Genomic DNA, 23,127 nt, shown 5'->3' on the forward strand with positions numbered 1-23,127 from the left:
TTGGAGACACATGGGCCGGCAATGGACAGCTACGTGGACGCGTCGCCCACGACCACAACCATCACGCCGAACTCCTGTCGCCGCGTGCGCCGCCCGAGGGCTGGCGGGCTTTCCTCGTTTTGGACGGCACGACACTACACCATCCTATGTTTCAGGCACAACCTTTCGCCGCAAATCGCGAGACGGCGTCGCAAGGCCGTGGCGTAAGGCTTCAGCAAGCCCTGGCACGCGCCGCCGCGCCGCACTGTATCCCGCTCGCGCGTACTTCAGCGTGACACGTCGCGGGGCTGTCTCGCGACGTGGCGCGCAAGCCACATCGGCGCGACACCGCGGCCGTCGCCGCTCATTCGCTCCATCCGTCGACACAGCTATCAAGAATGCCGCGCGGCTGCCGTTAAGAATCTAATCGGCGCGGCATATGCAGACAGCATCCCACCAATAACGGTGGCAACGTGCTTCGCGACGGTTAAAATCGGGAAACGACGTACCTGTTTATCAGCGGTTCATCCGGGCATGGCGACGACGCAGCGCACGTCGCTCGTGGCGGAACGAAACCGCAGCTGACGCAGATAACGACACAGCGTTGAGAGCGCGCTGCCCACCAACAAGCAAGTTGCATGTCACAGCCAGACGGATCAGAGGGTCGATGAACAGGACAACCTTGCGCCAGATTGCCGGGCCGGTCAGCTTCGTGCTGATCGTCCTCGCCTGCTGGTTCGTGGCTGGCATGGTCGCGGACCGGATGGTACAGCAAGAGCTGGACGCGGCGTTGCACACGCAGCGGCAAATGTCCACGTCGATCGTCGACAACATGGCCGAAGTGATTGCCAGCGACCTCGCGATGTCCCGCGCCATCCCCGCAACCATGGCCGAAATGGACGTGGTCCAGCGTGCCCTCGTGCAATCGCAGAATTATGCCGCGAACAGCGAGGCGGCGGAACCCGCCTTGCGGGCCGCGTTGCTGAAGGACCCGCAGATGGCGGCGGTCAGCAGGTTCCTGCATGAAGCGCAAGGCTTCTCCGGGCTCGATCAGGTCTGGATCGTCAATGCGAACGGCATCTGCGTCGCTTCCAGCAGCACGATGTCGAACCCCGAGGGTGCGCAGCAATCGTTCGTCGGCGTGGATATGCGCGCGCGCGGCTATCTGACGAGCGCACTGCTCGGCGCATTCGCCGAAGCGTACGGGGTCGGTCGCGCGAGCGGCGAGCCGGGCATCTTCATCGCCGCGCCGGTGTACTCGGACGGGCTGCTGGTCGGCGCGGTGGTCGCCAAGGTCGGCATCGCGCGACTGCGCCACTGGGTCGCGCACGCGGGCACCTTCGTCTCTGACGACAACGGCGTCATCATCATGGCGCACAACAGCGCGCTCGAAGGCCACGCGTTGCCGAACTCGCGCGTCACGCAGATGAGCCCGACCGAGCGGCGCATCATCTACCGCCGCGAGACGTTCCCCGACATGCTGATCCGCGAAGACACGCAAGTGCGCGAGCAGGCGCCGTGGGTGCCGGCGTCGGTCGCCGCGCAGCTGTTCGGCATGATCGAGCAGCCGACCCCGGCGCTCTATCAGAACCGCGGCGGCCTGAACTCGGGGCTCTCCGCGCATCTGGTCGATCCGCTCGCCGCGTGGCCGGAGCTGCTGCGCAATCACAAGCGCGATCATCTGCTAGTGTTCCTGACACTGTCCGGCACCGTCGCGCTCGCGTGGGTGATCACGGTGTCCTACGTGCGCGAGCGGCGCCATCACCGCGCGACACGCGATCTCGCCGAGCAGTTGCAGTCGGCCAATACGCTGCTGTCGGCGGAGGCGCGGCACGATGCGTTGACCGGCGCGCTGTCGCGGCGCTATTTCCTCGACCTGCTGCGCCATGAGATCGATCGCGCGCACGCGGACCGCGAGCCGCTGTGCATGGCGATCGCCGATCTCGACCACTTCAAGCAGATCAACGACCGCTTCGGCCATGCCGCCGGCGACCGCGCGCTCGAACATTTCGTCGATACATGTCGCGCCGAGCTGCGCAGCTCCGACGCAATCGGCCGGCTCGGCGGCGAGGAGTTCGGCCTGCTGCTGCCGGCCACCGATTTGGCAGGCGGGCGCGAGGTGGTCGAGCGTCTGCGGCTGCGGTTGAAAGCGATGCCCTCGCCGAAGCTGCCGGCCTCGGCGGGGCTGAGCGTGAGCATCGGCATCACCGAGCTGTCGCTCGATGATCTGCCCGAGCGCCTGATGAGCCGTGCCGACACCGCGCTGTACGCGGCAAAAACCGGCGGGCGCGATCGCACCGAAGCACTGCCGCCCGACGATACCGCGCCGCCTGCGCGCACGGCGATGAATGCGTGGTGAATGCCTGACGCTCGCGGAAATACTCAGCGCGCGTCGGTATCGCCCTCTCCGTTTAGCCAACCCACGCCAACACCCTGCCCGCGCTAAAACGACGCCGGGCTTCACGCAGCGAAGCAGGTATCATCGATCCTGATATCGGATTGTCACTATCGCACTAACGGGAGATTCGAATGAAGGGAAATCTGGTGATCGTCTGTCGCGATCAGGACGCTGAGGCATTCGACCATCTGCTCGCCGAATACGGCGCGTTCCAGACGCGTCTGTCGTCGACCGCGTGGTATCTGAAACTGGAAGTCGCGCCGGAACTGATTCAGGAGGAAATACTCGCGCGCCTCGGCAAATATACGACGCACTATATTTTCGAGGCGGAATCGGTGACGTGGAATACCGTCGACAGCGAAACGGCGAACGCATTGAATACGTTGTTTTCGGACTGACCTCTCGCCGCTCGCGATGCCGACGCCCCGCGCGCGCATCGCGACGCCAACACCCTGCTCCTACCAGGCGTTTTCCGATGCCGTCGCGACGCGCGGCAGCACTTCGAACGGAAAGCTCATCAACACCCGCAGACCGCGGCCGCCGTGATTGCCGATTTGCCACTCACCGCCCGCGCGCCGCACCAGCCGCTCGACGATCGCAAGGCCCAGCCCGCTATGGCCGTTGCCGCCGCGCGCCGGATCGAGCCGCACGAACGGCCGGCTGGCGCTGATCAGGTCCTGGGCGGCGATGCCCTTGCCGTTGTCGCTGATGGATAGCGTAAAGCCCTCCGGTGTGCGCGCGGTCGCTACAACCACCGGCGGCGCCCCATATGCATGCGCGTTGTCGATCAGATTCGACAGGATCCGGTCGAGCGTGGCGGCCGGCAACAGAAACGACGGCCCGGCGTTCAGCTCCGTGTAAACGGTCGGAGCATCGCTGGTCACCGCCCGATAGCTGCGCACGACACGCTCGCACTGCGCATCGACTTCCACGGGTTCGCTGCGGTCTGCTCCGTCGTGCGCGAACAGCAGGAACTGCTCGACGATATGCGTCATCGAATCGACGTCGCGCACGACGCCGTCGCGCGTCTTCGCGTCGTCCATCATTTCGGCGCGCAGCCGCAGACGTGCGAGCGGCGTCTTCAGGTCATGCGCGACACCGGCCAGCATCACCGCGCGATCGTTCTCGGTGCGCGCGACTTCCTGCACCATCTGATTGAAGCCGTGCGTGAGTTGCCGCAATTCGCGCGGCCCGCGCTCGGGCACCGGCGGCACCGGCAGCCCGCGGCCGAAGCGCGCCACCGCCTGCGCGAGCAAGCGCAGTGGCCGCTGCAGCGCCCACGCGGCGAACAGCGCCGCCATCACCGCAAACGAGAAAATAATGGCGAGCCACAACACCGTGCGGTCGAGCGAGCGCGGCATGCGCAGCGGCTGAACCGGCACGACGATCCAGTTTTGATCAGTCGCGGCGCGCACCCATAGCATGGGCGGTCCGCCGGGCGGACCGACGCGCACCTGGGTATCGGCCGGCATGCGGTCGCGCACGTCCTCGACGAAACGCTCGAGCGGCGGTGGCATGTTCGCGCTGGCTGCCGGCACGTCCGGGCTCGCCGGGTCGACTAGCTTCACGCGCGACGGCAACGGTTGATCCGGTGTGCGAGCGACGTGCTGACGCACCGCGTCGACGAGGAAGGTCGCTTCCTCGACCGCGTAGCGCGTTTGCAGTTGCGAACGTTCGAGCCGCATCAGCGCATACCACGCGAAATGCGACAGCATCAGCACCGCGACGACGAGCAGCGCGAGCCGCCCGAATAGCGAATCAATGGGCCGACGCATGCTGCTCGCCGTCCGGCACGAACACGTAACCGCGGCCGCGCACGGTCTGGATGAAGCGCGGTGTGGATGGATCGGTTTCGAGAATGCGACGCAGGCGCCACACCTGCACGTCGATGCCGCGGTCGGTGCCGTCGTACTCGGGACCGTGCAGCAGTTCCAGCAGGCGCTCGCGCGTGAGCGTGCGCATGGGGTGATTGACGAAGATCTTCAGCAGCGCGAACTCGCTGCCCGACAGCGTGAGCGGCTTGTCTTCGAGATGCAGCGTGCGCGACTGGAAATCCAGCGTGAAGCGGCCGAAGCTGAACGGCTCGCGCTGCTCGGGCGCAGCCGCGGACGGCAGCGTGCGGCGCCGCCGCAGCACGGCCTGCACGCGCGCGAGCAGTTCGCGCGGATTGAACGGTTTGCCAAGGTAGTCGTCCGCGCCGAGTTCGAGGCCGACGATGCGGTCGACGTCGTCCGCGCGCGCGGTCAGCATGATGACGGGGATATCGTCGCCCGACGCGCGCAGCTTGCGCAGCGCGGTGAGCCCGTCCACGCCGGGCATCATCAGGTCCAGCACGATGAGGTCGGGGCGCTCGCGCTCGAGGCGCCGTTCGAGCGAGCCCGCGTCGTGCAGCACCGAAACTTCGATGCCCTGGCGGGCCAGATAGTCGCGCAGCAGATCGCGCAGTTCGACGTCGTCGTCGACGACCAGGATTTGAGTAGCCATGGAATGAAGTTTAACGCGCGGCAGAAAGGGATTTCGTTTTCCAAACGGTCTGAAGGGTTACCGGGTGTTACGGTGAAAGCCGCGCGTAATTGCTGGTAATGGCGGCGTCCTGGCGCGTAACACAGCGGCGCACGCGGTTCTCTACGCTGTGCCTTACCGAGTGCAGGCAGTCCAAAGACCGGTTGCATCGTCGGCTATTCCATTACAAGGAGCCTCATATGTCCACCAAAAAGATGTCGCGCGTTCTCGCCGTTGCTGCCACCGCTCTCGCCATCGGCGCGGGCGCCGCTTACGCCGCTCAACCCGCCGAGCAGGCGCACGGCGGCCCCGGCGGCTGGCATGGCCACTTCATGAAAGAACTGAGCCAACTCCACGATCAGCTGAAGCTGAACGCGGATCAGGAAAAGCTGTGGCAAAGCGCGCTCGATACGATGAAGCAGAACCACGAAGCGATGCGCGCCAACCACCAGCAGGCTCACGACCAGTTCAAGGCCGCGCAGCAGCAGCCTATTCTCGATCTGAACGCGATGGCCGCGACGCATCAGCAGATCGAGCAGAAGGACGCGCAACTGCGTCAACAAACCAGCGACGCGTGGCTCAAGTTCTATAACGGCCTGAACGACCAGCAGAAGACCACCGTCAGCACGGCGATCAAGCAGCGCTTCGCGCGGATGGAACAGCGTCACGAGAAGATGCGCGAGCGTTGGAAGCATCACAATGGCGCGGCGTCGGCGCCGGCCGCCAAGCAGTAAGCGGCACGTTGCATCCGCGAGGCGTACCAGGGAGGGCGCCTCGCTAATAGAAAAACGCCACGGAAGAGGTTTTCCGTGGCGTTTTCGTTTGACGCGGCTCAGTGCATGAGGCGCAGGCCGCGCGAACCAACCGCTCGGATCAGCCGTTCAACTGACCGAGATCGAACAGCAGCACTTCCGCGTCGTCGCCCTTTTCGAGCGTCACCGCGTCGACGTCGCTGAACTTCGCGGCATCGCCCGCTTCGAGCACCGTGCCGTTCACGCTCAGCGTGCCGCGCGCGACGTGCAGATAGGCGAGACGTCCCGCCGGTATTGCGAACGACGCGTGTTCGGCGCCGTCGAACAGACCCGCGTAGATCGACGCGTCCGCATGGATCGTCACCGAGCCGTCGCGACCGTCGGGCGACGCGATTACGCGCAGGCGGCCGCGCTTGCTGTCGGCGTCGAAGCGCTTTTCCTCGTAGCCGGGCTGATCGCCCGCGCGGCGCGGAATGATCCAGATCTGCAGCAAATGCGCGAGTTCGTCGCGCGACGCGTTGAACTCGCTATGCTGCACGCCGGTGCCCGCGCTCATGCGCTGCACGTCGCCGGGACGGATCGTCGAGCCGTTGCCCATGCTGTCGCGATGCGCGAGCGCGCCCTCGAGCACATACGTGACGATCTCCATGTCACGATGCCCATGCGCGCCGAACCCCTGGCCGCCGGCGATACGGTCTTCGTTGATCACGCGCAGCGGCCCGAAGTGCACGTGCTCGGGGTCACGGTAATCGGCAAACGAGAAGCTGTGATACGAGTCGAGCCAGCCGTGGTTGGCGTGACCGCGTTCTGCGGAGCGGCGAATCTCGATCATGGAAAGTCTCCCGGGAAGTACTCAATCAGAGCGATGACGGAAATGTAGGGGCTGCGTGTCCACTAAACAATCGTGCGCGACCGCACCGCAGCGTTCCATCGCTGCATGCAATCGCGCGCACGGCGCGACCGGCGCGCGGATGGCCGACGCCCGGATGCCCCGCGCCCGGATGCCCGGCGCCGGGATGCCCCGGCGCCCGCAAATCCGCGCCGGCGTCGCGCACGCACAACGCGCTGCGCGGCGTCTTGCCGCTCGCTGCCGCCCTGCACTGGCAGCTTGCCGCTCTTCGGGTAAAATACCGCGCTTTTCAAGCCGCGTGGACGTCCAGCGGGACGTGCAGGCCGCGCTGGCAAGCCTCACCGGGCCGGCCGCAACCGTGCGGCGGGCTCCGACTCGGCGCCACCCTGCGAGGCACGTCCGGCAAGCACCGAACGCGCCGGAGCAGCGCACCACGTCGGACGAACCGCCCGCGCAAGAACACCAGCGCGCGGCGACAATCCCCGCGGCACGGCAATTTTGACCGCCTAGAATAGCGACCGTCGGCCTCGGCCGGCATTCGTCGGGTCGAGTCATCACGACGATCAGTTTGATTCAGGAGAAACATGAAGAAGTTCGCACTGTGCGTGGCTCTGGCAGTCATGGCCACCGGCGCGATGGCGAAAGAATGGAAAACGGTGCGCATCGGGGTCGACGCCAGTTATCCGCCGTTCGAATCGAAGGCGCCTAACGGCGACATCGTGGGCTTCGATGCCGACCTGGCCCGCGCGCTGTGCGCGAAGATGAACGCGAAGTGCGTGTGGGTCGCGCAGGATCTGGACGGCCTCATTCCGGCGCTGAAAGCACGCAAGTTCGACGCGATCATTTCCTCGCTCAGCGTCACCGACAAGCGCCGCGAGCAGATCGACTTCTCCGACAAGATGTTCGACGCACCCGCCCGCATGATCGCGAAGACCGGTTCTCCGCTTCTGCCCACCCCTGAATCGCTGAAAGGCAAGCGCGTCGGCGTCGAGCAGGGCTCGACGCAGGAACAGTACGCGAAGGTCTGGTGGGAACCGAAGGGCGTGGTCGTCGTGCCGTACCAGAATCAGGACCAGGTGTACGCGGATCTCGCATCGGGCCGTCTCGACGCCGCGCTGCAGGACGAAGTGCAGGCCGACGCCGGCTTTCTGAAGACGCCGCGCGGCAAGGGCTTCGGCTGGGCCGGTCCGGAAGTGAAGGATCCGAAGACGATCGGCGAAGGCACCGCGATCGGTCTGCGCAAGGGCGATGCCGACCTGAAGGCGAAGTTCAATCAGGCGCTCGCCGAGGTTCATCGGGACGGCACGTTCAAAAAGCTCGAGAAGCAGTACTTCGACTTCGACATTTATCCTGGCCGTTGAGCGAAACAGGCAGGATACTGAGTGGTAAGCCGGCTCGGGCCGGTGGCGATGACAGTGCAAGTGGCATCGAAGGTGGCAACACAAGGCAGTAGATTCAAAACAATCCGAGACGAAAGTCCCAAAAGCGCGCTGCAGGAGCCACCAACGTTTCTGCGGCATGATTTGCACAGCGGCACGCTGTGTGCCGCGGATCACGGCGAGCCAGGCGCTCGTCCCCGACGCGGCGCATCGCGGGCCGCGTCTTTCGCGGTGCGCGAGAAGCGCATCGTCGAGGACTACCTATGTTCCTTCAAGGCTACGGCCCGCTACTCCTCAGCGGCACCTGGCAAACCGTCAAGCTGGCGGTGTTCTCGCTCGCGCTCGCGTTCGTGCTCGGTCTGCTCGGCGCGGCGGCGAAACTGTCGAAAAACCGCCTGTCGAACGGCGTCGGCACCGTCTACACGACGCTCGTGCGCGGCGTGCCCGATCTCGTGCTGATGCTGCTGCTGTTCTATAGCATCCAGATCTGGCTGAACAACCTGACCGACGCGATGGGCTGGGAACAGATCGACATCGACCCGTTCGTGGCCGGTGTCGCGGTGCTCGGCTTCATCTACGGCGCGTACTTCACCGAGACGTTCCGCGGCGCGTTTCTGGCGGTGCCGCGCGGCCAGCTCGAAGCGGGTGCGGCCTACGGCATGACGAGCTGGCAGGTGTTCTCGCGCGTGATGTTCCCGCAGATGATGCGCTTCGCGCTGCCGGGCATCGGCAATAACTGGCAGGTGATGGTCAAGGCGACCGCGCTCGTGTCGATCATCGGTCTCGCCGATGTCGTCAAGGCCTCGCAGGACGCCGGCAAGGGCACCCTGCGGTTCTTCTTCTTCACCCTGCTCGCGGGGGCGATCTATCTCGTCATCACCACAGTGTCGAACTTCGTGCTGATGTACCTCGAAAAGCGTTACTCGACCGGCGTGCGAAAGGCGGATCTATGATCGAGATCATTCAGCAATACTGGCGCAACTATCTGTTCACCGATGGCTATCGCTTCACCGGCGTCGCGATCACGTTGTGGCTGCTGGTCGTGTCGATCGGCCTGGGCTTCTGCCTGTCGGTGCCGCTCGCGGTTGCGCGTGTGTCGAAGAAGAAATGGCTCGCGGGCCTCGTGTGGCTCTATACCTATATCTTCCGCGGCACGCCGCTCTATGTGCAGTTGCTGCTGTGTTACACGGGTCTCTACAGCCTCGAGATCATCCGCAACAACGAGCTGACCAACGCGTTCTTCCGCGACGGCATGCACTGCACGCTGCTCGCGTTCACGCTGAACACCTGCGCGTACACGACCGAAATCTTCGCGGGCGCGATCAAGGCGACGCCTTATGGCGAGATCGAAGCGGCGCGCGCGTACGGCATGTCGTCGTTCACGCTGTACCGGCGCGTGATTCTGCCGTCGGCGCTGCGTCGCGCACTGCCCTACTACAGCAACGAAGTGATCCTGATGCTGCACGCGACCACGGTCGCGTTCACGGCCACGGTGCCGGACATCCTGAAGATCGCGCGCGACGTGAACTCCGCGACGTATCAGTCGTTCAACGCGTTCGGCATCGCCGCGCTGCTGTATCTGTGCATTTCTTTCGCGCTCGTGTGGCTGTTCCGCCGCGCCGAGCGTCGCTGGCTCGCTTACCTGCGGCCGCAAGGCAAGTAACCACGCGTCCCTGGACAAGCAAGCGTTAAGGACCCTGATGAACTCCAAGAAGCAGAAGCTCTTCGTCGACGAGCTTCACAAAAAGTATGGCGACAACGAAGTCCTCAAGGGCGTGTCGCTGAAAGCCAATGCCGGCGACGTGATCAGCGTGATCGGTTCGTCCGGTTCGGGCAAGAGCACGATGCTCCGCTGCATCAACTTTCTGGAACAGCCGAACGCCGGGCGCATCTTCGTCGACGGCGAGGAAGTACGCACGCAGACCGCCAAGGACGGCGCGTTGCGCGTGTCGGACCCGAAGCAGTTGCAGCGCGTGCGCACCAAGCTTTCGATGGTGTTCCAGCACTTCAACCTGTGGTCGCACATGAACGTGCTCGAGAACATCATCGAGGCGCCGGTACATGTGCTCGGTCTGAAGCGCAAGGAAGCCGAAGACCGTGCGCGCGAATATCTGGAGAAGGTCGGTCTCGCGCCGCGTCTCGAGAAGCAGTATCCGTCGCATCTGTCGGGCGGCCAGCAGCAGCGTGTCGCGATCGCGCGGGCGCTGGCGATGCACCCGGACGTGATGCTGTTCGACGAACCGACCTCGGCGCTCGACCCGGAGCTCGTCGGCGAAGTACTGAAGGTGATGCAGAAGCTCGCCGAGGAAGGCCGCACGATGATCGTCGTCACGCACGAAATGGGCTTCGCGCGCAACGTGTCGAACCATGTGATGTTCCTGCATCAGGGACGCGTCGAGGAAGAAGGCCATCCCGACGAAGTGTTCAAAAACACGAAAAGCGAGCGTCTGAAGCAATTCCTGTCGGGCAGTCTCAAGTAATAAAAATTACCCGCGACTTACGATGCGAATAACATCGAAAATGTAGTCAATGTAGTTTTACAAGGCGCTTACGAGCGCCTTTTTCGTTTTTGCCGCCCCCTTCCTACCGGCCATTCGAACGACGAAAAAGCGCCGAAAATCCCACAAAACGGGCTATTCAAGCCTGTTTTTCGCCCTAACCTGCCACTTTGGACTCGTCAATAGTGGCAATCCTTAATACGGCCTGTTCCGAGCCGCGATTCCCTTGCCGGACAAGGCTTTGCGCCCTTTTCCAAGGGACTCCACCGGGTCCCGCCGCACATTCGTATTGCAATTTGGCGACACCGCCTGTGGACGGTACTAATTTCTTCTCCCAGTTAAAGTTATTTTTGATAAATTGGTAACCAAAGTAGCAAAACAAAGTTGATTAAAAGTAGTTTCACTTCAAAACACAGAGGAGAACCGGTCGGCGTGGGATCGGCATGACGCAAAGATAGCTCGACGCTACATGTCATGGCAGGAGCACCCCTATCCACCCGCCACTCTCCCCTGGTACCGCTTCCTGTTCGGTGCTGACCGCGTCCGAACACCACTCGCAGTACTGGGTTTCTTTTTTGACAGGGTATGGAGGAGAAGATGAAGAAAGCTTTGCTCGTCGCTGCGCTGATGTCGGCCGGCGTTGTTGCACACGCTCAGAGCAGCGTCACGCTGTATGGCCGTTTGGATGCAGGTCTCGAGTACATGTCGGGCGTCCCGACCGGCGCTAACGCCAACGGTGCGGCCAATACCAGCTCGAACCGCTTCAAGGCGGAAAGCGGCGACTGGGGCACCAGCCTGTGGGGCATGAAGGGTGTCGAAGACATCGGCGCCGGCAACAAGATTCTGTTCCAGTTGGAAGGCTCGTTCAACACGATGACGGGCGCGGGTCCTGGCGGCGGCGGTCTCTTCAATCGCTGGGCAACGGTCGGCATCTCGAACGACCAGTTCGGTACGTTCACGATGGGCCGCATGCTGTTCATCTCGAACGGCGTGTGGGACTTCGACCCGTTCGGTCAGTCCAACTGGTCGTCGGCATCGCTCGTGCGTGGCCGCAACTGGCCGCAGTCGAGCAACAACTTCGCGTACCAGTCGCCGAAGATCGCGGGCTTTGACTTCTACGGTCAATACGCGCTGTCGAACGCGACGAGCTGGAACGGTAACGGCACGACGCCGCAAGGTCGCGAAGCTGGCGCGCAGGTCACCTACACGACCTCGCTGTTCCAGATCCGCGGTCTGTACGACGAAATTCGCAACCCGACGACCGGCGGTTTGTGGGGTGGCCCGGTCGCCAACAACGGCATCAATACGGCTAACACGAGCAACGGCGTCTTCGCGGCATCGCGCGAGTACTCAGCTCTGGTGAACGTGTTCCTCGGCCAGTTCAAGATTCAGGCCGCTTACCAGGCAGTCCGCTCGGCAGGTGCGACGAACGTTGCTCCTGGTCAGCCGACCACCCTGGATCACGAATGGGGCGGTGTGACGTGGCAGGCAACGCCGGCTGCAGCGCTGATCGCGGCGGTCTACCACGTGAACGGCAACAACGGCGCGGGCAATGCGACGATCTACACGATCGGCGGTTCGTACAACCTGTCGAAGCGCACGCTGCTCGACCTGCAGGCAGCAACGGTGCGCAACAGCCGCAATGCCAACTTCGGTCTGAACGCGAACAATGCGGGCTTCGCCGCTGCAACGGACAACCCGCTGCAAGGCCGCCAGCAAACCGGCGTCTACGCAGGTATCCAGCACTCGTTCTAATCGAACGGTGCGCCCCGAGGGTCACACCTCGGGGTGTAACACAGGTTTCTTCAAGAGAATCTTTTTCACGCTGCTGCGAGAGGCGCGTATCGGTGCAATATCCGCAAGGGTATTGCACCGTTTTTTCTTCGGCGGCCGAATTCGAGTACTTGCCCGCACCCGGCCGGTGCGTGCTTGCGCAGCTTAGACGGCCGCTTCGTTCTCTTCGCCGGTACGGATACGGATCACGCGCTCGACATCCGCGACGAAAATCTTGCCGTCGCCGATCTTGCCGGTGCGCGCCGCGCCGATGATCGCGTCGATGACCTGATCGCACTGGTTGTCCGCGACCACGACTTCGATCTTCACTTTCGGCAGAAAGTCGACCACATACTCCGCACCACGATACAGCTCGGTATGCCCTTTCTGGCGGCCGAACCCCTTGACCTCGGTAACGGTCAGGCCGGTGAGGCCGACTTCCGCGAGCGCCTCGCGCACTTCGTCGAGCTTGAACGGTTTGATGACTGCGGTGATGCGCTTCATGGCGAACCTCGTCTCTTGATGGGAAGAGTGGAAAGGGAAAGGATGATTTTTATTCTACGCCGCGCCGGATGCATTGCGGCATCCGCGCGCGGGTGCCGTCTTTCACTCCACCGGTTCGGTGTAGCGCGACGTGATCGGATAACGCCAGTCGCGCCCGAACGCGCGATGGGTGACGCGAATGCCGATCGGCGCCTGACGGCGCTTGTACTCGTTGATCTTGATCAGGCGCGTGACGCGCTTCACGTCGTCGACCCGATAGCCCGCCGCGATGATTTCCGCCAGCGAACGGTCCTCCTCCATGTACATGCGCATGATCGCGTCGAGTACTTCGTATTCGGGCAGGCTGTCCTGGTCGGTCTGGTTCTCGCGCAACTCGGCGGACGGCGCGCGGGTCAGAATCCGCTCGGGGATCACGTCGCGCGTCGCAAACGTGGTGGCCGCGTTGCGATAGCGGCACAGCCGGTACACGAGCGTCTTCGCGATGTCCTTGATCACCGCGAAGCCGCCGGCCATGTCGCCGTACAGCGTGCAGTAGCCGACCGCCATTTCGCTTTTGTTGCCGGTGGTCAGCACGATCGAGCCGAACTTGTTCGACAGCGCCATCAGCAGCGTGCCGCGAATGCGCGCCTGAATGTTCTCTTCGGTCGCGTCTTCGGCGCGGCCGGCGAACTCCTCCGCGAGCGAGCCGCGGAACGCATCGAACATCGGCGCGATCGCAATCTCGTCGTAACGCACGCCGACGCGGCGCGCCATCTCGGCGGCGTCGGTGGTGGAAATGTCGGCCGTGTAGCGCGACGGCATCATCACCGCGCGTACCTTGTCGGCGCCGAGCGCATCGCACGCGACGGCCAGCACGAGCGCCGAATCGACACCGCCCGACAAACCGATCAGCGCGCCCGGAAAACCGTTCTTGCCGATGTAGTCGCGCACGCCCATCACGAGCGCCGCGTACACCTGCGCTTCGATCGATTGCTCCGGCGCGATCGCGGCCGGCAGCGGTTCGCCGTCGTCGAACTCGACAATCGCCGTGGCTTCCTCGAACTGCGCGAGCTTCGCGACGAGTGCGCCCTGCGCGTCGAGCACGAACGAACCGCCGTCGAACACGAGTTCGTCCTGGCCGCCGACCATGTTCACGTAGACCATCGGAATGCCGGTCTCGCGAATCCGCGCGCGCAGGATGTCGAAGCGCACCGCTTCCTTGTTCAGGTGATACGGCGAGCCGTTCGGAATCAGCAGCACCTGCGCGCCCGCGGCCTTCGCCATCTGCGCGGCCGACGCATGCCATGCGTCTTCGCAGATCACGACACCGTACTTGAGCCCATCGAGTTCGAACACGAACGGCTGCGGGTCAGACGCGAAGTAGCGCTTCTCGTCGAACACCTCGGTGTTCGGCAGATCCTGCTTGCGATAGGTGCCCTTCACTTCGCCGTCGACGATCAGCGACGCCGCGTTGAACGTATCGACCGGCGGCACGCCGCGCTCGATCGGCGCGTTTGCATTACCATGGCCGTTCGCCGGGTTGTCCGACCCGTCGCGCAGCGGATGACCGACGATCACATGCAGACCGGTGAACGGCTTCAACTGCGCGGCAAGATCGGCCAACGCGGCCGCGCTTGCGGTGTAGAAAGCGGGGCGCAGCAGCAGGTCTTCGGGCGGATAACCCGACAGCGCGAGTTCAGGCGCGACCAGCAGTTTCGCACCACCGCTGTGCGCGGCGCGCGCGGCGGCGACGATCTTCGCGACGTTGCCGGCGAAGTCGCCGACGGTGACATTGATTTGAGCAAGAGCGATTCGGGTCTTCATGGCAGGATCGACAGGCAAGCCTTCACGGGCCGCGGTACCGCGGCTCGATGGCTCGACGGAATTGAACAAACCGGATAAACGAACTCAACGAACGACGTGGCAGCTTCAGCTTCACAGCGCCGCGCCGGTCATTGCAAACAGTCACGCAGATTGAACCAGCAACGTATCGATTATCGCACGGGCATTCTGGCATCGCCCTCCGAGGTGGACGCCGCCGAGTGGAACGCCCTCCTCGCCGCGCAGCCGCAGCCCACGCCGTTTTTGCGGCATGAGTTTTTGAGTGCGCTCAACGCGACGCAATGCGCGGTTCCCGACACCGGTTGGGCGCCGCAATTCGTCACGCTGAGCGACGCGCGCACGGGCAAGCTCGCGGCGGCGGCCCCCGTCTATCTGAATGGCCACTCGTACGGCGAGTACGTGTTCGACTGGGCCTGGGCCGACGCGTACAAACGCAACGGCCTGCCCTACTACCCGAAGCTGCTGTGCGCGGTGCCGTTCACGCCGGTGCAGGGCAACCGCCTGCTATCGGCGAACGAGCACGCGTTGCGCCATCTCGCGGCCACCTTGATGGCGTTCGCCGAGCAGGCCGAGGTGTCGTCGCTGCATGTGCTGTTTCCGACGCAAAGCGAAGCCGACGCGCTCACCGATATCGGCATGATGCAACGCGAAGGCGTGCAGTTTCACTGGCTCAACGACGGCTATCGCGACTTCGAAGACTTTCTGTCGACGCTCGAACAGAAGAAGCGCAAGAACATTCGCGCCGAACGCCGCAAGGTGCACGAGGCCGGCATCACGATGCGGCGCATCCGCGGCGAAGACATCAAGGATGCCGACTGGCGCTTCTTCAGCAAGTGCTATCGGCAAACCTATCGCGAGCATTTTTCGAGTCCGTATCTGAACCTCGATTTCTTCCGGATGATCGGCGCGTCGATGCCGGAGAATCTGCTGCTCGTGATCGCCGAATATGAAGGCAAGCCGATCGCGAGCTCGCTCGTCGTCTATCAGCGCGACGACAAAACCGGCGGCACCCTGTATGGCCGCTACTGGGGTGCGCTCGAACACGTGCCCTGCTTGCACTTCGAAACCGCGTACTATCAACCGCTCGAATTCTGCATCGAAGAAAAGCTCGGCGCATTCGAAGGCGGCGCGCAGGGCGAGCACAAGATGGCGCGCGGCTTTCTGCCGACGGTCACGCGCTCGACGCATTGGCTCGCACATCCGGCGTTCGCCGATGCGGTCGGCCATTTCCTCGACAACGAAAAGAACAGCATCCACGCGTACGTGGACGAGCTGCGCGAACACAATCCGTTCAAAGGCTAGAAGCGCGGCTATGGCGTGGTTTCTCTATCTGCTCGAATGCTCGGACGGCAGCGTCTATACCGGCATCGCGACCGATGTCGCTGCCCGCTTCGACAAACACATGAGCGGCACGGGCGCGCGTTATACGCGCTCGCGCAAGCCGGTGCGGGTGCTGGCGTCGTTCGAGCTGGCGGACCGTTCTAGCGCGTCGAGCGCGGAGTATTGGGTCAAGCGGCTCACGGCAGCCGATAAGCGGGCGCTAGCGGCCGGGGTGTTCACGCTGCAGTCGGTGTTGCCGGTAGTGGCAGTGGATGACGACGCGGAAGACGGCGACAGCGCCGACGGCTGAGTCGCGCTACCCCCGCGCCTCCCGCATCCTCTCCGTCAGCAGCCGATGCACGCGCGCGAGCTCGCCCACCACATCCGCTTCCAGCGACGTCAACTGCTCGCGCGCCGGTAACTCGAGCCGCACCGGCCGCAACGTGCGGTTCAGCGCGGCCTCGATCGCCGCGCTCATCGCCACGACCCATTGATCGAGTTCGCTATGCATGTCGCGACGGTTGGCGCTGAGGCGCAACTGCGTCGCGGTACCGGCCATCCGTCGCAGCAGACTCAGCACCGTCAGCGTGACCGTATCGGCCATCGAGTCCTCGAGCTTTTCGAGCCGCACGCGGCCGATCGCTTCTTCGGCGTTGTTGCTGGTGAGACCTGCCGCGCGGCGCAATTGCTCGATCTCCTTGCCGCCGTGCCGCGGCGCTTCGAGCGACGCGCGCAGATACGCGAGATTCGCGCGCACCGCGTCGCCGAGATAGACGCGCAGGTCGAGCTTCTCGCGCGTCGGCCACAAAAGGAAGGTCGCGAGCAGCGCGAGCACGCAGCCGAGCACGTTGTTGCCGAGCCGCGTCAGCGCGAACGCCAACTCGTTGGCGCCAGGCGTCGCGAAGTCGGCGACGAGCACGAAGGTCGGCGTCAGGAACAGCACGAACAGGCTGTAGCTGACGGGGCGCAGCGCCATCGTCGCGATCACGAGCGGGAACACCGCGAGCGAAATGCCGAGCGGCGAATGAATCGCATAGCCGATCGCCGCCGCGAGCACGCCGCCGACGATACTGCCCGCCGCACGCTCAATGCTGCGCGGCCAGGTCGCGGCAATCGACGGCTGCAGGATCAGAAGAGTGGCCATCGTCGCCCAATAGCCGAACGGCAGACCGAGCGCGCGAATCACGGCGAAGCCCGCGGTCGTCGTCACGCCGACACGCGCCGCATGGCGCAAGCCGACCGACTGCCACGACAGGTTCGCCTTCAGCGTCGACCACGCGCGCGCCGTATAACGCGCGACGCACGCGCTCCACGGCTCGACGTGCACCTCACGCGGGGCGAAATCGACGAGCTCGAAACCGGATTGCAGCTTCACCGGTTCGAGCAGCGCGCTTTCGAGCCGATGCGCGAGACGCCGCAGACGCGCCTGCGGCTCCCCGAGACATTCCCAGCGCGCGTCGCCGGTCGCGTTGCCGATGTCGCTGAGCACTTCGCCGATCGCATTGAGCAAGCGCACCGCGCGTTGCGTGCGGCGCGGATCGTCGGGCACTTTCTCGCCCGCGCCCGACACCGCGATCAGATACGCGAACAACGCTTCGCCATCGGTCAGCAAGCCGAGCAGCGTGTCGTAGACGGCCGCGCCGGCCGCTTTCGATGCAGGCACGTTCGCGAGCGCATCGCGCGAACGTTCGAGCGACGCGCGCGCATCGGCGCGAAAGCGCGCGGCATGCGTGGCCCATTCACGCGGCGCGGCCCGTCCGCCGACGAGCCGCGCGGTATCGAACGCGATATCGGCGAGGCGCCGATACACCGCGCGCAGCGACGCCCGGCTCGCGCCGAACGGATGGATGCGCCACACGGTCAGGCTCAGCACGATCGCGAACAGACAGCCGACCAGATACACGCCGAGAAACTCGACGCCGGCACGCGCGTCGTGCATCGGCCGATCGACCATCACGACGCAGGCGGTCGCCGCGAGGATCGTCACCTGCGAGGTGGCCGCGCCCCAGATGCGGCCGAACGCGCCGAGCGTCGTGAACGCGAGCACCGCGAGCGCGGCCCACGCAACGCCCGACGCCGATGCGAACGCGGCGATGCCGCCGCATAGCGTCGACAGCAGCGCGAAGCCCATCATCGACATGAAGCGCGCACGGTTCGAGCCGGCCGCATCGGCGAGGCAGGTCCAGAACGCGCCGATCGCGGCCCACGCGAACACCGGATCGTGCAGCACGTTGCCGAGCGCGAGCATCGCCGTCGATGCGCACGCCGCCCGCAAACCTTCCGAGAGATTCGCCTCGCTCGCCGCGAACGACACCATCCAGACCGGCCGCTTGCGATAGATCGCGGTGACGACCGAATGGAAGCGGGTCGACCAGCGCGGCGATGTCGAGTGGGACTTGCTGCGGTTCATCATCCGGACGGTGGTTGTTGAAGTGATGGAAAGGCGCGTAGATGCCGTGAGTCCGCGCGCAAGCTCGTGCGGCGAATGATAAGGGTTTACACCTAAATATAAAAATGCGTTCCGTTCATCGGAGCGATGCCTTCAGGTTATGCGCGCGACATCAAGCGTGCGGGACGACGCTCGCGGCGGTCGTTGCACGGTAGTCGAGCGCCGCGCAACGCGCATAAAAAACCGCGCGGTCCTTGCGGACTCGCGCGGTTTTCGTACTGCATGCAGCGCGCGGGTGAACCGCGGCCTGCTTACTTCTTGTAGTTCGCCACGCCTTCGCTGATTTCCTTGTGGGCGGCATCGACGTCGGCCCAACCTTCGACCTTGACCCACTTGCCCTTCTCGAGCGCCTTGTATTGCTCGAAGAAGTGCTTGATCTGGTCCTTCAGGTAAGCCGGCACGTCGTCGACCGACTTCAGGTTCGCCGTCATCGGGCAGATCTTGTCGTGCGGCACGGCGATCAGCTTCGCGTCGACGCCCGATTCATCGGTCATCTGCAGCATGCCGAGCGCGCGGGCACGCACGACCGAGCCTGCCAGCAGCGGGAACGGCGTGATCACCAGCACGTCGACCGGATCGCCGTCGCCCGACAGCGTCTGCGGAATGAAGCCGTAGTTGGCCGGATAGCGCATGCCGGTGCCGATGAAACGGTCGACGACGAGCAGGCCCAGCTCCTTGTCGGCTTCGTACTTCACCGGGTCGCTTTGCGCCGGGATTTCGATGATGACGTTGAAATCGTGCGGAAGGTCTTTGCCTGCGGGAACGTGATTGAAGCTCATGAGCGCTCTCTGAAGGGGATGGAAATCGGAAGGCGGCGAACGGCGCGCGGGCTGCGGATGCGGTGCGAACTGCGTGCGAACCGCGAACGCCGGGCCCTGAAGCCCTCTCGCCCCGAACGACGGGGCCGCGCACCGGACCGTACGGAATGCGCCATTATAGCCAATCGGCAGGTGGCATCCGCGGTCGGATCGGCGCGATAATCGTCTGGCGAGTCTCGCTTCGCGTCTCTACCGTTTTGTGTCTCCCCTTCGAACCCGCGCCGCCGCACGCCGGCCGCACGTCATCAAGGAGCATGCATGGAAGAAGCACGGCATTTCATCGGCGGCGAGTGGTGCGCCGCTTCCGGCGGCGAGTCGATCGCCGTACTCGATCCCTCGGACGGCCAGCCGTTCACGCGCATCGCGCGCGGCACCGAGGCCGATATCGACACCGCCGTGCACGCGGCGCGCCGCGCGTTCGACGGCGCGTGGGGCGCGCTGAGCGCCGCCGAGCGCGGCCGCGTGCTGTACCGGCTGTCGCTGCTGGTGGCCGCGCGCCAGGAAGACCTGGCCCAGCTCGAAGCGCGCGACACCGGCAAGCCGCTGAAGCAGGCGCGCGCCGACGCCGCTGCCCTGACCCGTTACTTCGAGTTCTACGCCGGCGCGGCCGACAAGCTGCACGGCGAGACCCTGCCCTACCAATCCGGCTACACGGTGCTGACGATCCGCGAGCCGCACGGCGTAACCGGCCACATCGTGCCGTGGAATTACCCGATGCAGATTTTCGGGCGCAGCGTCGGCGCGGCACTGGCGACCGGCAATGCGTGCGTCGTCAAACCGGCCGAGGACGCGTGCCTGTCGGTGCTGCGCGTCGCCGAACTTGCCGCCGAAGCGGGCCTGCCGGCTGGTGCGCTGAACATCGTCACCGGCTACGGACACGAAGCGGGCGCCGCGCTCGCGCGTCATCCGGGCATCGACCACATCTCGTTCACGGGCTCGCCCGAAACCGGCAAGCTCGTCACGCAGATGGCAGCCGAAAATCACGTCCCCGTCACGCTAGAACTCGGCGGCAAGTCGCCGCAAATCGTCTTCGCCGACGCCGATCTCGACGCCGCGCTGCCGGTGCTGATCTCCGCGATCGTGCAGAACGCAGGGCAAACCTGCTCGGCGGGCAGTCGCGTGCTGATCGAGCAGGCGATCTACGAGCCGCTGCTCGACCGGCTCAGCAGCGCCTTTCAGGCGCTGCGCGTCGGACCGTCGAAGGCCGATCTCGATTGCGGACCGCTGATCAGCGCGAAACAGCAGCAACGCGTGTGGGACTTCCTGTCGGATGCGCAGCATGACGGCATCGCGATGGCCGCGCTCGGCGAAGTGATTCCCGAAGCGCCCGAAAGCGGCTTCTATCAGGCCCCGACGTTGCTGCGCGACGTGCCCGCGAGCCACCGCCTCGCGCGCGACGAAGTGTTCGGCCCGGTGCTCGCCGCGATGTCGTTCCGCGACGAAGCCGAAGCGCTCGCGCTCGCGAACGGCACGCAGTTCGGGCTCGTCGCCGGGATCTGGACTCGCGACGGCGCGCGTCAGATGCGGCTCGCGCGACGCGTGCGCTCGGGCCAGGTGTTCATCAACAACTATGGCGCGGGCGGCGGCGTCGAATTGCCGTTCGGCGGCGTCAGGCACTCGGGACACGGTCGCGAGAAAGGTTTCGAGGCGTTGTATGGCTTCACGGTGCTGAAGACAATCGCAATCCGCCACGGCTAGCGAATCCGGCAAGGCTCGCTCGCGATCAGCGCGAGCAGCACGTTACATGCAGCAACGCAGCGCTCTATCCATCACAAACAACGGAGACATCATGCGGTTGACAGGTAAAACGGCCATCGTCACGGGCGGCGGTTCGGGTTTCGGCGAAGGCATCGCGAAGACCTTTGCGCGCGAAGGCGCGAACGTCGTGGTCAACGACCTCAACGGGCCGGCCGCCGAACGCGTCGCGAGTGAGATCGCGATTGCGGGCGGAAAGGCGATCGCGGTGCCAGGCAACGTCGCGCAACGCGACGACTGGCGCACGCTGCGCGAAGCCGCGCTCGAAGACTTCGGCAGCGTGCAGATCGTCGTCAATAACGCGGGCACTACGCATCGCAACAAGCCGGTGCTCGAAGTGACCGAGGCCGAATTCGATCGCGTCTATGCGGTGAACGTGAAAAGCATCTACTGGAGCGTGCAGGAGTTCGTGCCGTATTTCCGCGAGCAAGGCGGCGGCAGCTTTATCAATATCGCGTCGACGGCGGGCGTGCGGCCGCGGCCGGGCCTCGTCTGGTACAACGGCAGCAAGGGTGCGGTGATCATCGCCAGCAAGTCGCTCGCCGTCGAACTCGGGCCGGAGCGGATTCGCGTGAACTGCGTGAATCCGGTGATCGGCGAGACCGCGCTGCTGTCCGAGTTCATGGGGGTCGAGGATACGCCGCAGAACCGGCAGAAGTTCCTCGCGGGGATACCGCTCGGGCGGTTTTCGACGCCGCAGGATATTGCGAATGCCGCGCTGTACCTGGCTTCGGATGAGGCTGAGTTCATTACCGGCGTGTGCCTCGAAGTGGATGGGGGGCGCTGCGTGTAGTGTTGTCAAACGCTGCGCACGCGCTGCGTGCGCAGTTAGTGTTTTCCCCCAATATCGATTCGTCGTGCAAATGGCCTGGCGCGGATAGAATCGATCGGCGGTGGCATTTCAATTCCATAACAAGAGGAGACACAGTCATGGCTAGTCCTGCAGATCCGCTCCACCATCCCGGCGCTGGCGCGCCGCCTTCCACGTTCGAAGAAGCGACTTATCGCAAGGTTACCTGGCGGCTCGCGCCGCTGTTGATGCTGTGCTACATCGTTGCGTATCTCGACCGCGTGAACGTTGGTTTCGCGAAGCTGGGGATGAGCACGGATCTTGGCTTGAGCGATGCGGTGTACGGCTTCGGCGCGGGGATTTTCTTTATCGGCTATTTCATCTTCGAAGTGCCGAGCAACGTGATCCTGCATAAGGTCGGCGCGCGTGTCTGGATCGCGCGGATCATGGTTTCGTGGGGCGTGATATCGATGCTGACGATGTTCGTCACCACGCCGACGATGTTTTACGTGATGCGCTTTTTGCTCGGACTTGCCGAGGCGGGGTTCTTTCCCGGGATTATTTTGTATCTCACCTACTGGTATCCGGCGCATCGGCGTGGGCGGATGACGACCTGGTTTATGACGGCGATTGCGTTGTCGGGGGTGATTGGCGGGCCGGTGTCTGGGTACATCCTGAAGAACTTTAATGGCGTGAATGGATGGCACGGGTGGCAGTGGCTGTTTTTGCTCGAAGGGATACCTTCGGTGCTCGTTGGGATCATCGTGTTCGTGGTGCTCGACGATCGGATTTCGAACGCCAAGTGGCTTACTCGGGAAGAGCAGCAGTTGCTCGAGAGCCAGGTGTCGGCTGAGGAAGCGACCAAGCACGATATGCCGATTCGGCAGGTGTTCACGAGCGGGCGGGTGTTGATGCTGAGTCTCACCTACTTCTCGTTTGTGATGGGGCTTTATGGAGTGAGCTTCTGGTTGCCGACGATTATCAAATCGACCGGCGTTAGCGATGCGTTCCTGATCGGGTTGCTGTCGGCGGTGCCGTTTGCGGCGGCTGTCGTCGCGATGGTGTTTGTGGCGCGGAGTGCGGATCGGTCGAGGGAACGGCGGTGGCATATTGCGGTGCCGGCGTTTCTTGGTGCCGTGGGGCTCGTGCTTTCCGTCGTTTGGACGCATAACACCGTGCTTGCCATGACCGGATTGACGCTGGCTACTATGGGCATCCTCACTACACTGCCGTTGTTCTGGAGTCTGCCTACGGCGATTCTTGCGGGGACTGGGGCGGCGGCGGGGATTGCGATGATCAATTCGATTGGGAACCTGGCGGGGTTCCTTAGTCCTTATGCTGTGGGGTGGCTGAAAGAGGTTACCGCGGCTAATGACTCAGGAATGTATATGCTCGCGGCGTTTATGGTGCTCGGCGGTTTGCTTGCTATTAGTGTGCCGGCGAGAATGGTCAATAGATAAGACAGACTCGCAGATGAGAAAAGCCCTGGCGATGCTTCTACGCCAGGGCTTTTTTGTTTGGCATAGGTGCGAGCATCTA

General features: G+C 64.1%; 20 protein-coding genes. 13 read left to right on the forward strand and 7 right to left on the reverse strand.

The features are described 5' to 3' along the window. Nucleotides 1-646 precede the first annotated feature (646 nt). Together GCT19_RS00645 and GCT19_RS00650 are read left to right on the forward strand one after the other, a co-directional pair. The gene (locus tag GCT19_RS00645; protein ID WP_026227948.1) at nucleotides 647-2,338 is read left to right on the forward strand and encodes a sensor domain-containing diguanylate cyclase; all 1,692 of its coding nucleotides are present in this window, start codon (nucleotides 647-649) and stop codon (nucleotides 2,336-2,338) included. A gap of 170 nt (nucleotides 2,339-2,508) precedes the next feature. Then, the gene (locus tag GCT19_RS00650; protein WP_013088792.1) at nucleotides 2,509-2,775 is read left to right on the forward strand and encodes a hypothetical protein; all 267 of its coding nucleotides are present in this window, start codon (nucleotides 2,509-2,511) and stop codon (nucleotides 2,773-2,775) included. Between the two features lie 60 nt (nucleotides 2,776-2,835). Here the strand turns inward: GCT19_RS00650 and GCT19_RS00655 are convergent, their stop codons facing one another. Continuing rightward, nucleotides 2,836-4,152 (reverse strand): ATP-binding protein, encoded by a 1,317-nt coding sequence (locus tag GCT19_RS00655; RefSeq protein ID WP_018431626.1) that lies wholly within the window; start codon nucleotides 4,150-4,152, stop codon nucleotides 2,836-2,838. After that, a complete protein-coding gene (locus tag GCT19_RS00660; protein WP_018419780.1) occupies nucleotides 4,136-4,861 on the reverse strand; it encodes a response regulator in 726 nt (241 codons plus the stop codon). Before GCT19_RS00660 ends, GCT19_RS00655 begins: the two co-directional genes overlap by 17 nt. Nucleotides 4,862-5,079: 218 nt before the next feature. Here GCT19_RS00660 and GCT19_RS00665 point away from each other — a divergent pair, with 218 nt between their 5' ends. After that, nucleotides 5,080-5,613: a periplasmic heavy metal sensor gene (locus GCT19_RS00665; protein WP_152850759.1), complete on the forward strand. Its 534-nt coding sequence runs from the start codon at nucleotides 5,080-5,082 to the stop codon at nucleotides 5,611-5,613. 139 nt (nucleotides 5,614-5,752) lie between these two features. On the opposite strand, the gene GCT19_RS00670 is transcribed toward GCT19_RS00665, so the two are convergent. Continuing rightward, complete coding sequence (locus GCT19_RS00670; RefSeq protein ID WP_152850760.1) at nucleotides 5,753-6,463, reverse strand: pirin family protein; 711 nt, start codon at nucleotides 6,461-6,463, stop codon at nucleotides 5,753-5,755. Nucleotides 6,464-7,065: 602 nt separating this feature from the next. Between GCT19_RS00670 and GCT19_RS00675 the strand changes: the two genes are divergently transcribed. From GCT19_RS00675 to GCT19_RS00695, 5 genes are all read left to right on the forward strand, one after another. Then, nucleotides 7,066-7,842: an ABC transporter substrate-binding protein gene (locus GCT19_RS00675; RefSeq protein ID WP_152850761.1), complete on the forward strand. Its 777-nt coding sequence runs from the start codon at nucleotides 7,066-7,068 to the stop codon at nucleotides 7,840-7,842. A gap of 281 nt (nucleotides 7,843-8,123) precedes the next feature. After that, nucleotides 8,124-8,813, forward strand: coding sequence for an ABC transporter permease (locus GCT19_RS00680; protein WP_018431630.1), 690 nt, complete (start codon nucleotides 8,124-8,126; stop codon nucleotides 8,811-8,813). Further along, on the forward strand, nucleotides 8,810-9,523 hold the full coding sequence (locus GCT19_RS00685) for an ABC transporter permease (RefSeq protein WP_018419774.1): 714 nt from the start codon (nucleotides 8,810-8,812) through the stop codon (nucleotides 9,521-9,523). The genes GCT19_RS00680 and GCT19_RS00685 overlap by 4 nt, the downstream gene beginning before the upstream one ends. 37 nt (nucleotides 9,524-9,560) lie before the next feature. Further along, nucleotides 9,561-10,340: an ABC transporter ATP-binding protein gene (locus GCT19_RS00690; RefSeq protein WP_008918159.1), complete on the forward strand. Its 780-nt coding sequence runs from the start codon at nucleotides 9,561-9,563 to the stop codon at nucleotides 10,338-10,340. Between the two features lie 615 nt (nucleotides 10,341-10,955). Continuing rightward, nucleotides 10,956-12,113 carry a porin gene (locus tag GCT19_RS00695; protein WP_018431631.1) on the forward strand — a complete coding sequence of 386 codons (1,158 nt, stop codon included), beginning with the start codon at nucleotides 10,956-10,958 and terminating at the stop codon, nucleotides 12,111-12,113. Nucleotides 12,114-12,296: 183 nt separating this feature from the next. On the opposite strand, the gene glnK is transcribed toward GCT19_RS00695, so the two are convergent. Both glnK and GCT19_RS00705 read right to left on the reverse strand, forming a co-directional pair. Then, on the reverse strand, nucleotides 12,297-12,635 hold the full coding sequence (gene glnK / locus GCT19_RS00700) for a P-II family nitrogen regulator (protein ID WP_006048444.1): 339 nt from the start codon (nucleotides 12,633-12,635) through the stop codon (nucleotides 12,297-12,299). 102 nt (nucleotides 12,636-12,737) lie between these two features. Continuing rightward, nucleotides 12,738-14,438, reverse strand: coding sequence for an NAD+ synthase (locus GCT19_RS00705; protein ID WP_152850762.1), 1,701 nt, complete (start codon nucleotides 14,436-14,438; stop codon nucleotides 12,738-12,740). Between the two features lie 150 nt (nucleotides 14,439-14,588). On the opposite strand from GCT19_RS00705, the gene GCT19_RS00710 reads away from it, so the two are divergent. Further along, entirely contained in the window at nucleotides 14,589-15,758 is a 1,170-nt protein-coding gene (locus GCT19_RS00710) for a GNAT family N-acetyltransferase (RefSeq protein WP_152850763.1), read from the forward strand. A 10-nt stretch (nucleotides 15,759-15,768) separates the two neighbouring features. Further along, nucleotides 15,769-16,086, forward strand: coding sequence for a GIY-YIG nuclease family protein (locus GCT19_RS00715; RefSeq protein WP_152850764.1), 318 nt, complete (start codon nucleotides 15,769-15,771; stop codon nucleotides 16,084-16,086). A gap of 6 nt (nucleotides 16,087-16,092) precedes the next feature. Here GCT19_RS00715 and GCT19_RS00720 read toward each other — a convergent pair whose 3' ends face one another. Then, nucleotides 16,093-18,189 carry an FUSC family protein gene (locus tag GCT19_RS00720; protein ID WP_152850765.1) on the reverse strand — a complete coding sequence of 699 codons (2,097 nt, stop codon included), beginning with the start codon at nucleotides 18,187-18,189 and terminating at the stop codon, nucleotides 16,093-16,095. Between the two features lie 287 nt (nucleotides 18,190-18,476). After that, nucleotides 18,477-19,004 (reverse strand): inorganic diphosphatase, encoded by a 528-nt coding sequence (gene ppa / locus GCT19_RS00725; protein WP_013088778.1) that lies wholly within the window; start codon nucleotides 19,002-19,004, stop codon nucleotides 18,477-18,479. 297 nt (nucleotides 19,005-19,301) lie between these two features. Here ppa and GCT19_RS00730 point away from each other — a divergent pair, with 297 nt between their 5' ends. From GCT19_RS00730 to GCT19_RS00740, 3 genes are all read left to right on the forward strand, one after another. Next, complete coding sequence (locus GCT19_RS00730) at nucleotides 19,302-20,741, forward strand: aldehyde dehydrogenase family protein (RefSeq protein ID WP_152850766.1); 1,440 nt, start codon at nucleotides 19,302-19,304, stop codon at nucleotides 20,739-20,741. A 91-nt stretch (nucleotides 20,742-20,832) separates the two neighbouring features. Beyond that, on the forward strand, nucleotides 20,833-21,591 hold the full coding sequence (locus GCT19_RS00735; protein ID WP_013088776.1) for an SDR family oxidoreductase: 759 nt from the start codon (nucleotides 20,833-20,835) through the stop codon (nucleotides 21,589-21,591). A 137-nt stretch (nucleotides 21,592-21,728) separates the two neighbouring features. Continuing rightward, complete coding sequence (locus tag GCT19_RS00740) at nucleotides 21,729-23,048, forward strand: MFS transporter (RefSeq protein ID WP_152850767.1); 1,320 nt, start codon at nucleotides 21,729-21,731, stop codon at nucleotides 23,046-23,048. Nucleotides 23,049-23,127 lie beyond the last annotated feature (79 nt).

The sequence above is a fragment of the Paraburkholderia atlantica genome, from assembly GCF_009362785.1.
Taxonomy (GTDB): Bacteria; Pseudomonadota; Gammaproteobacteria; order Burkholderiales; family Burkholderiaceae; genus Paraburkholderia; species Paraburkholderia atlantica.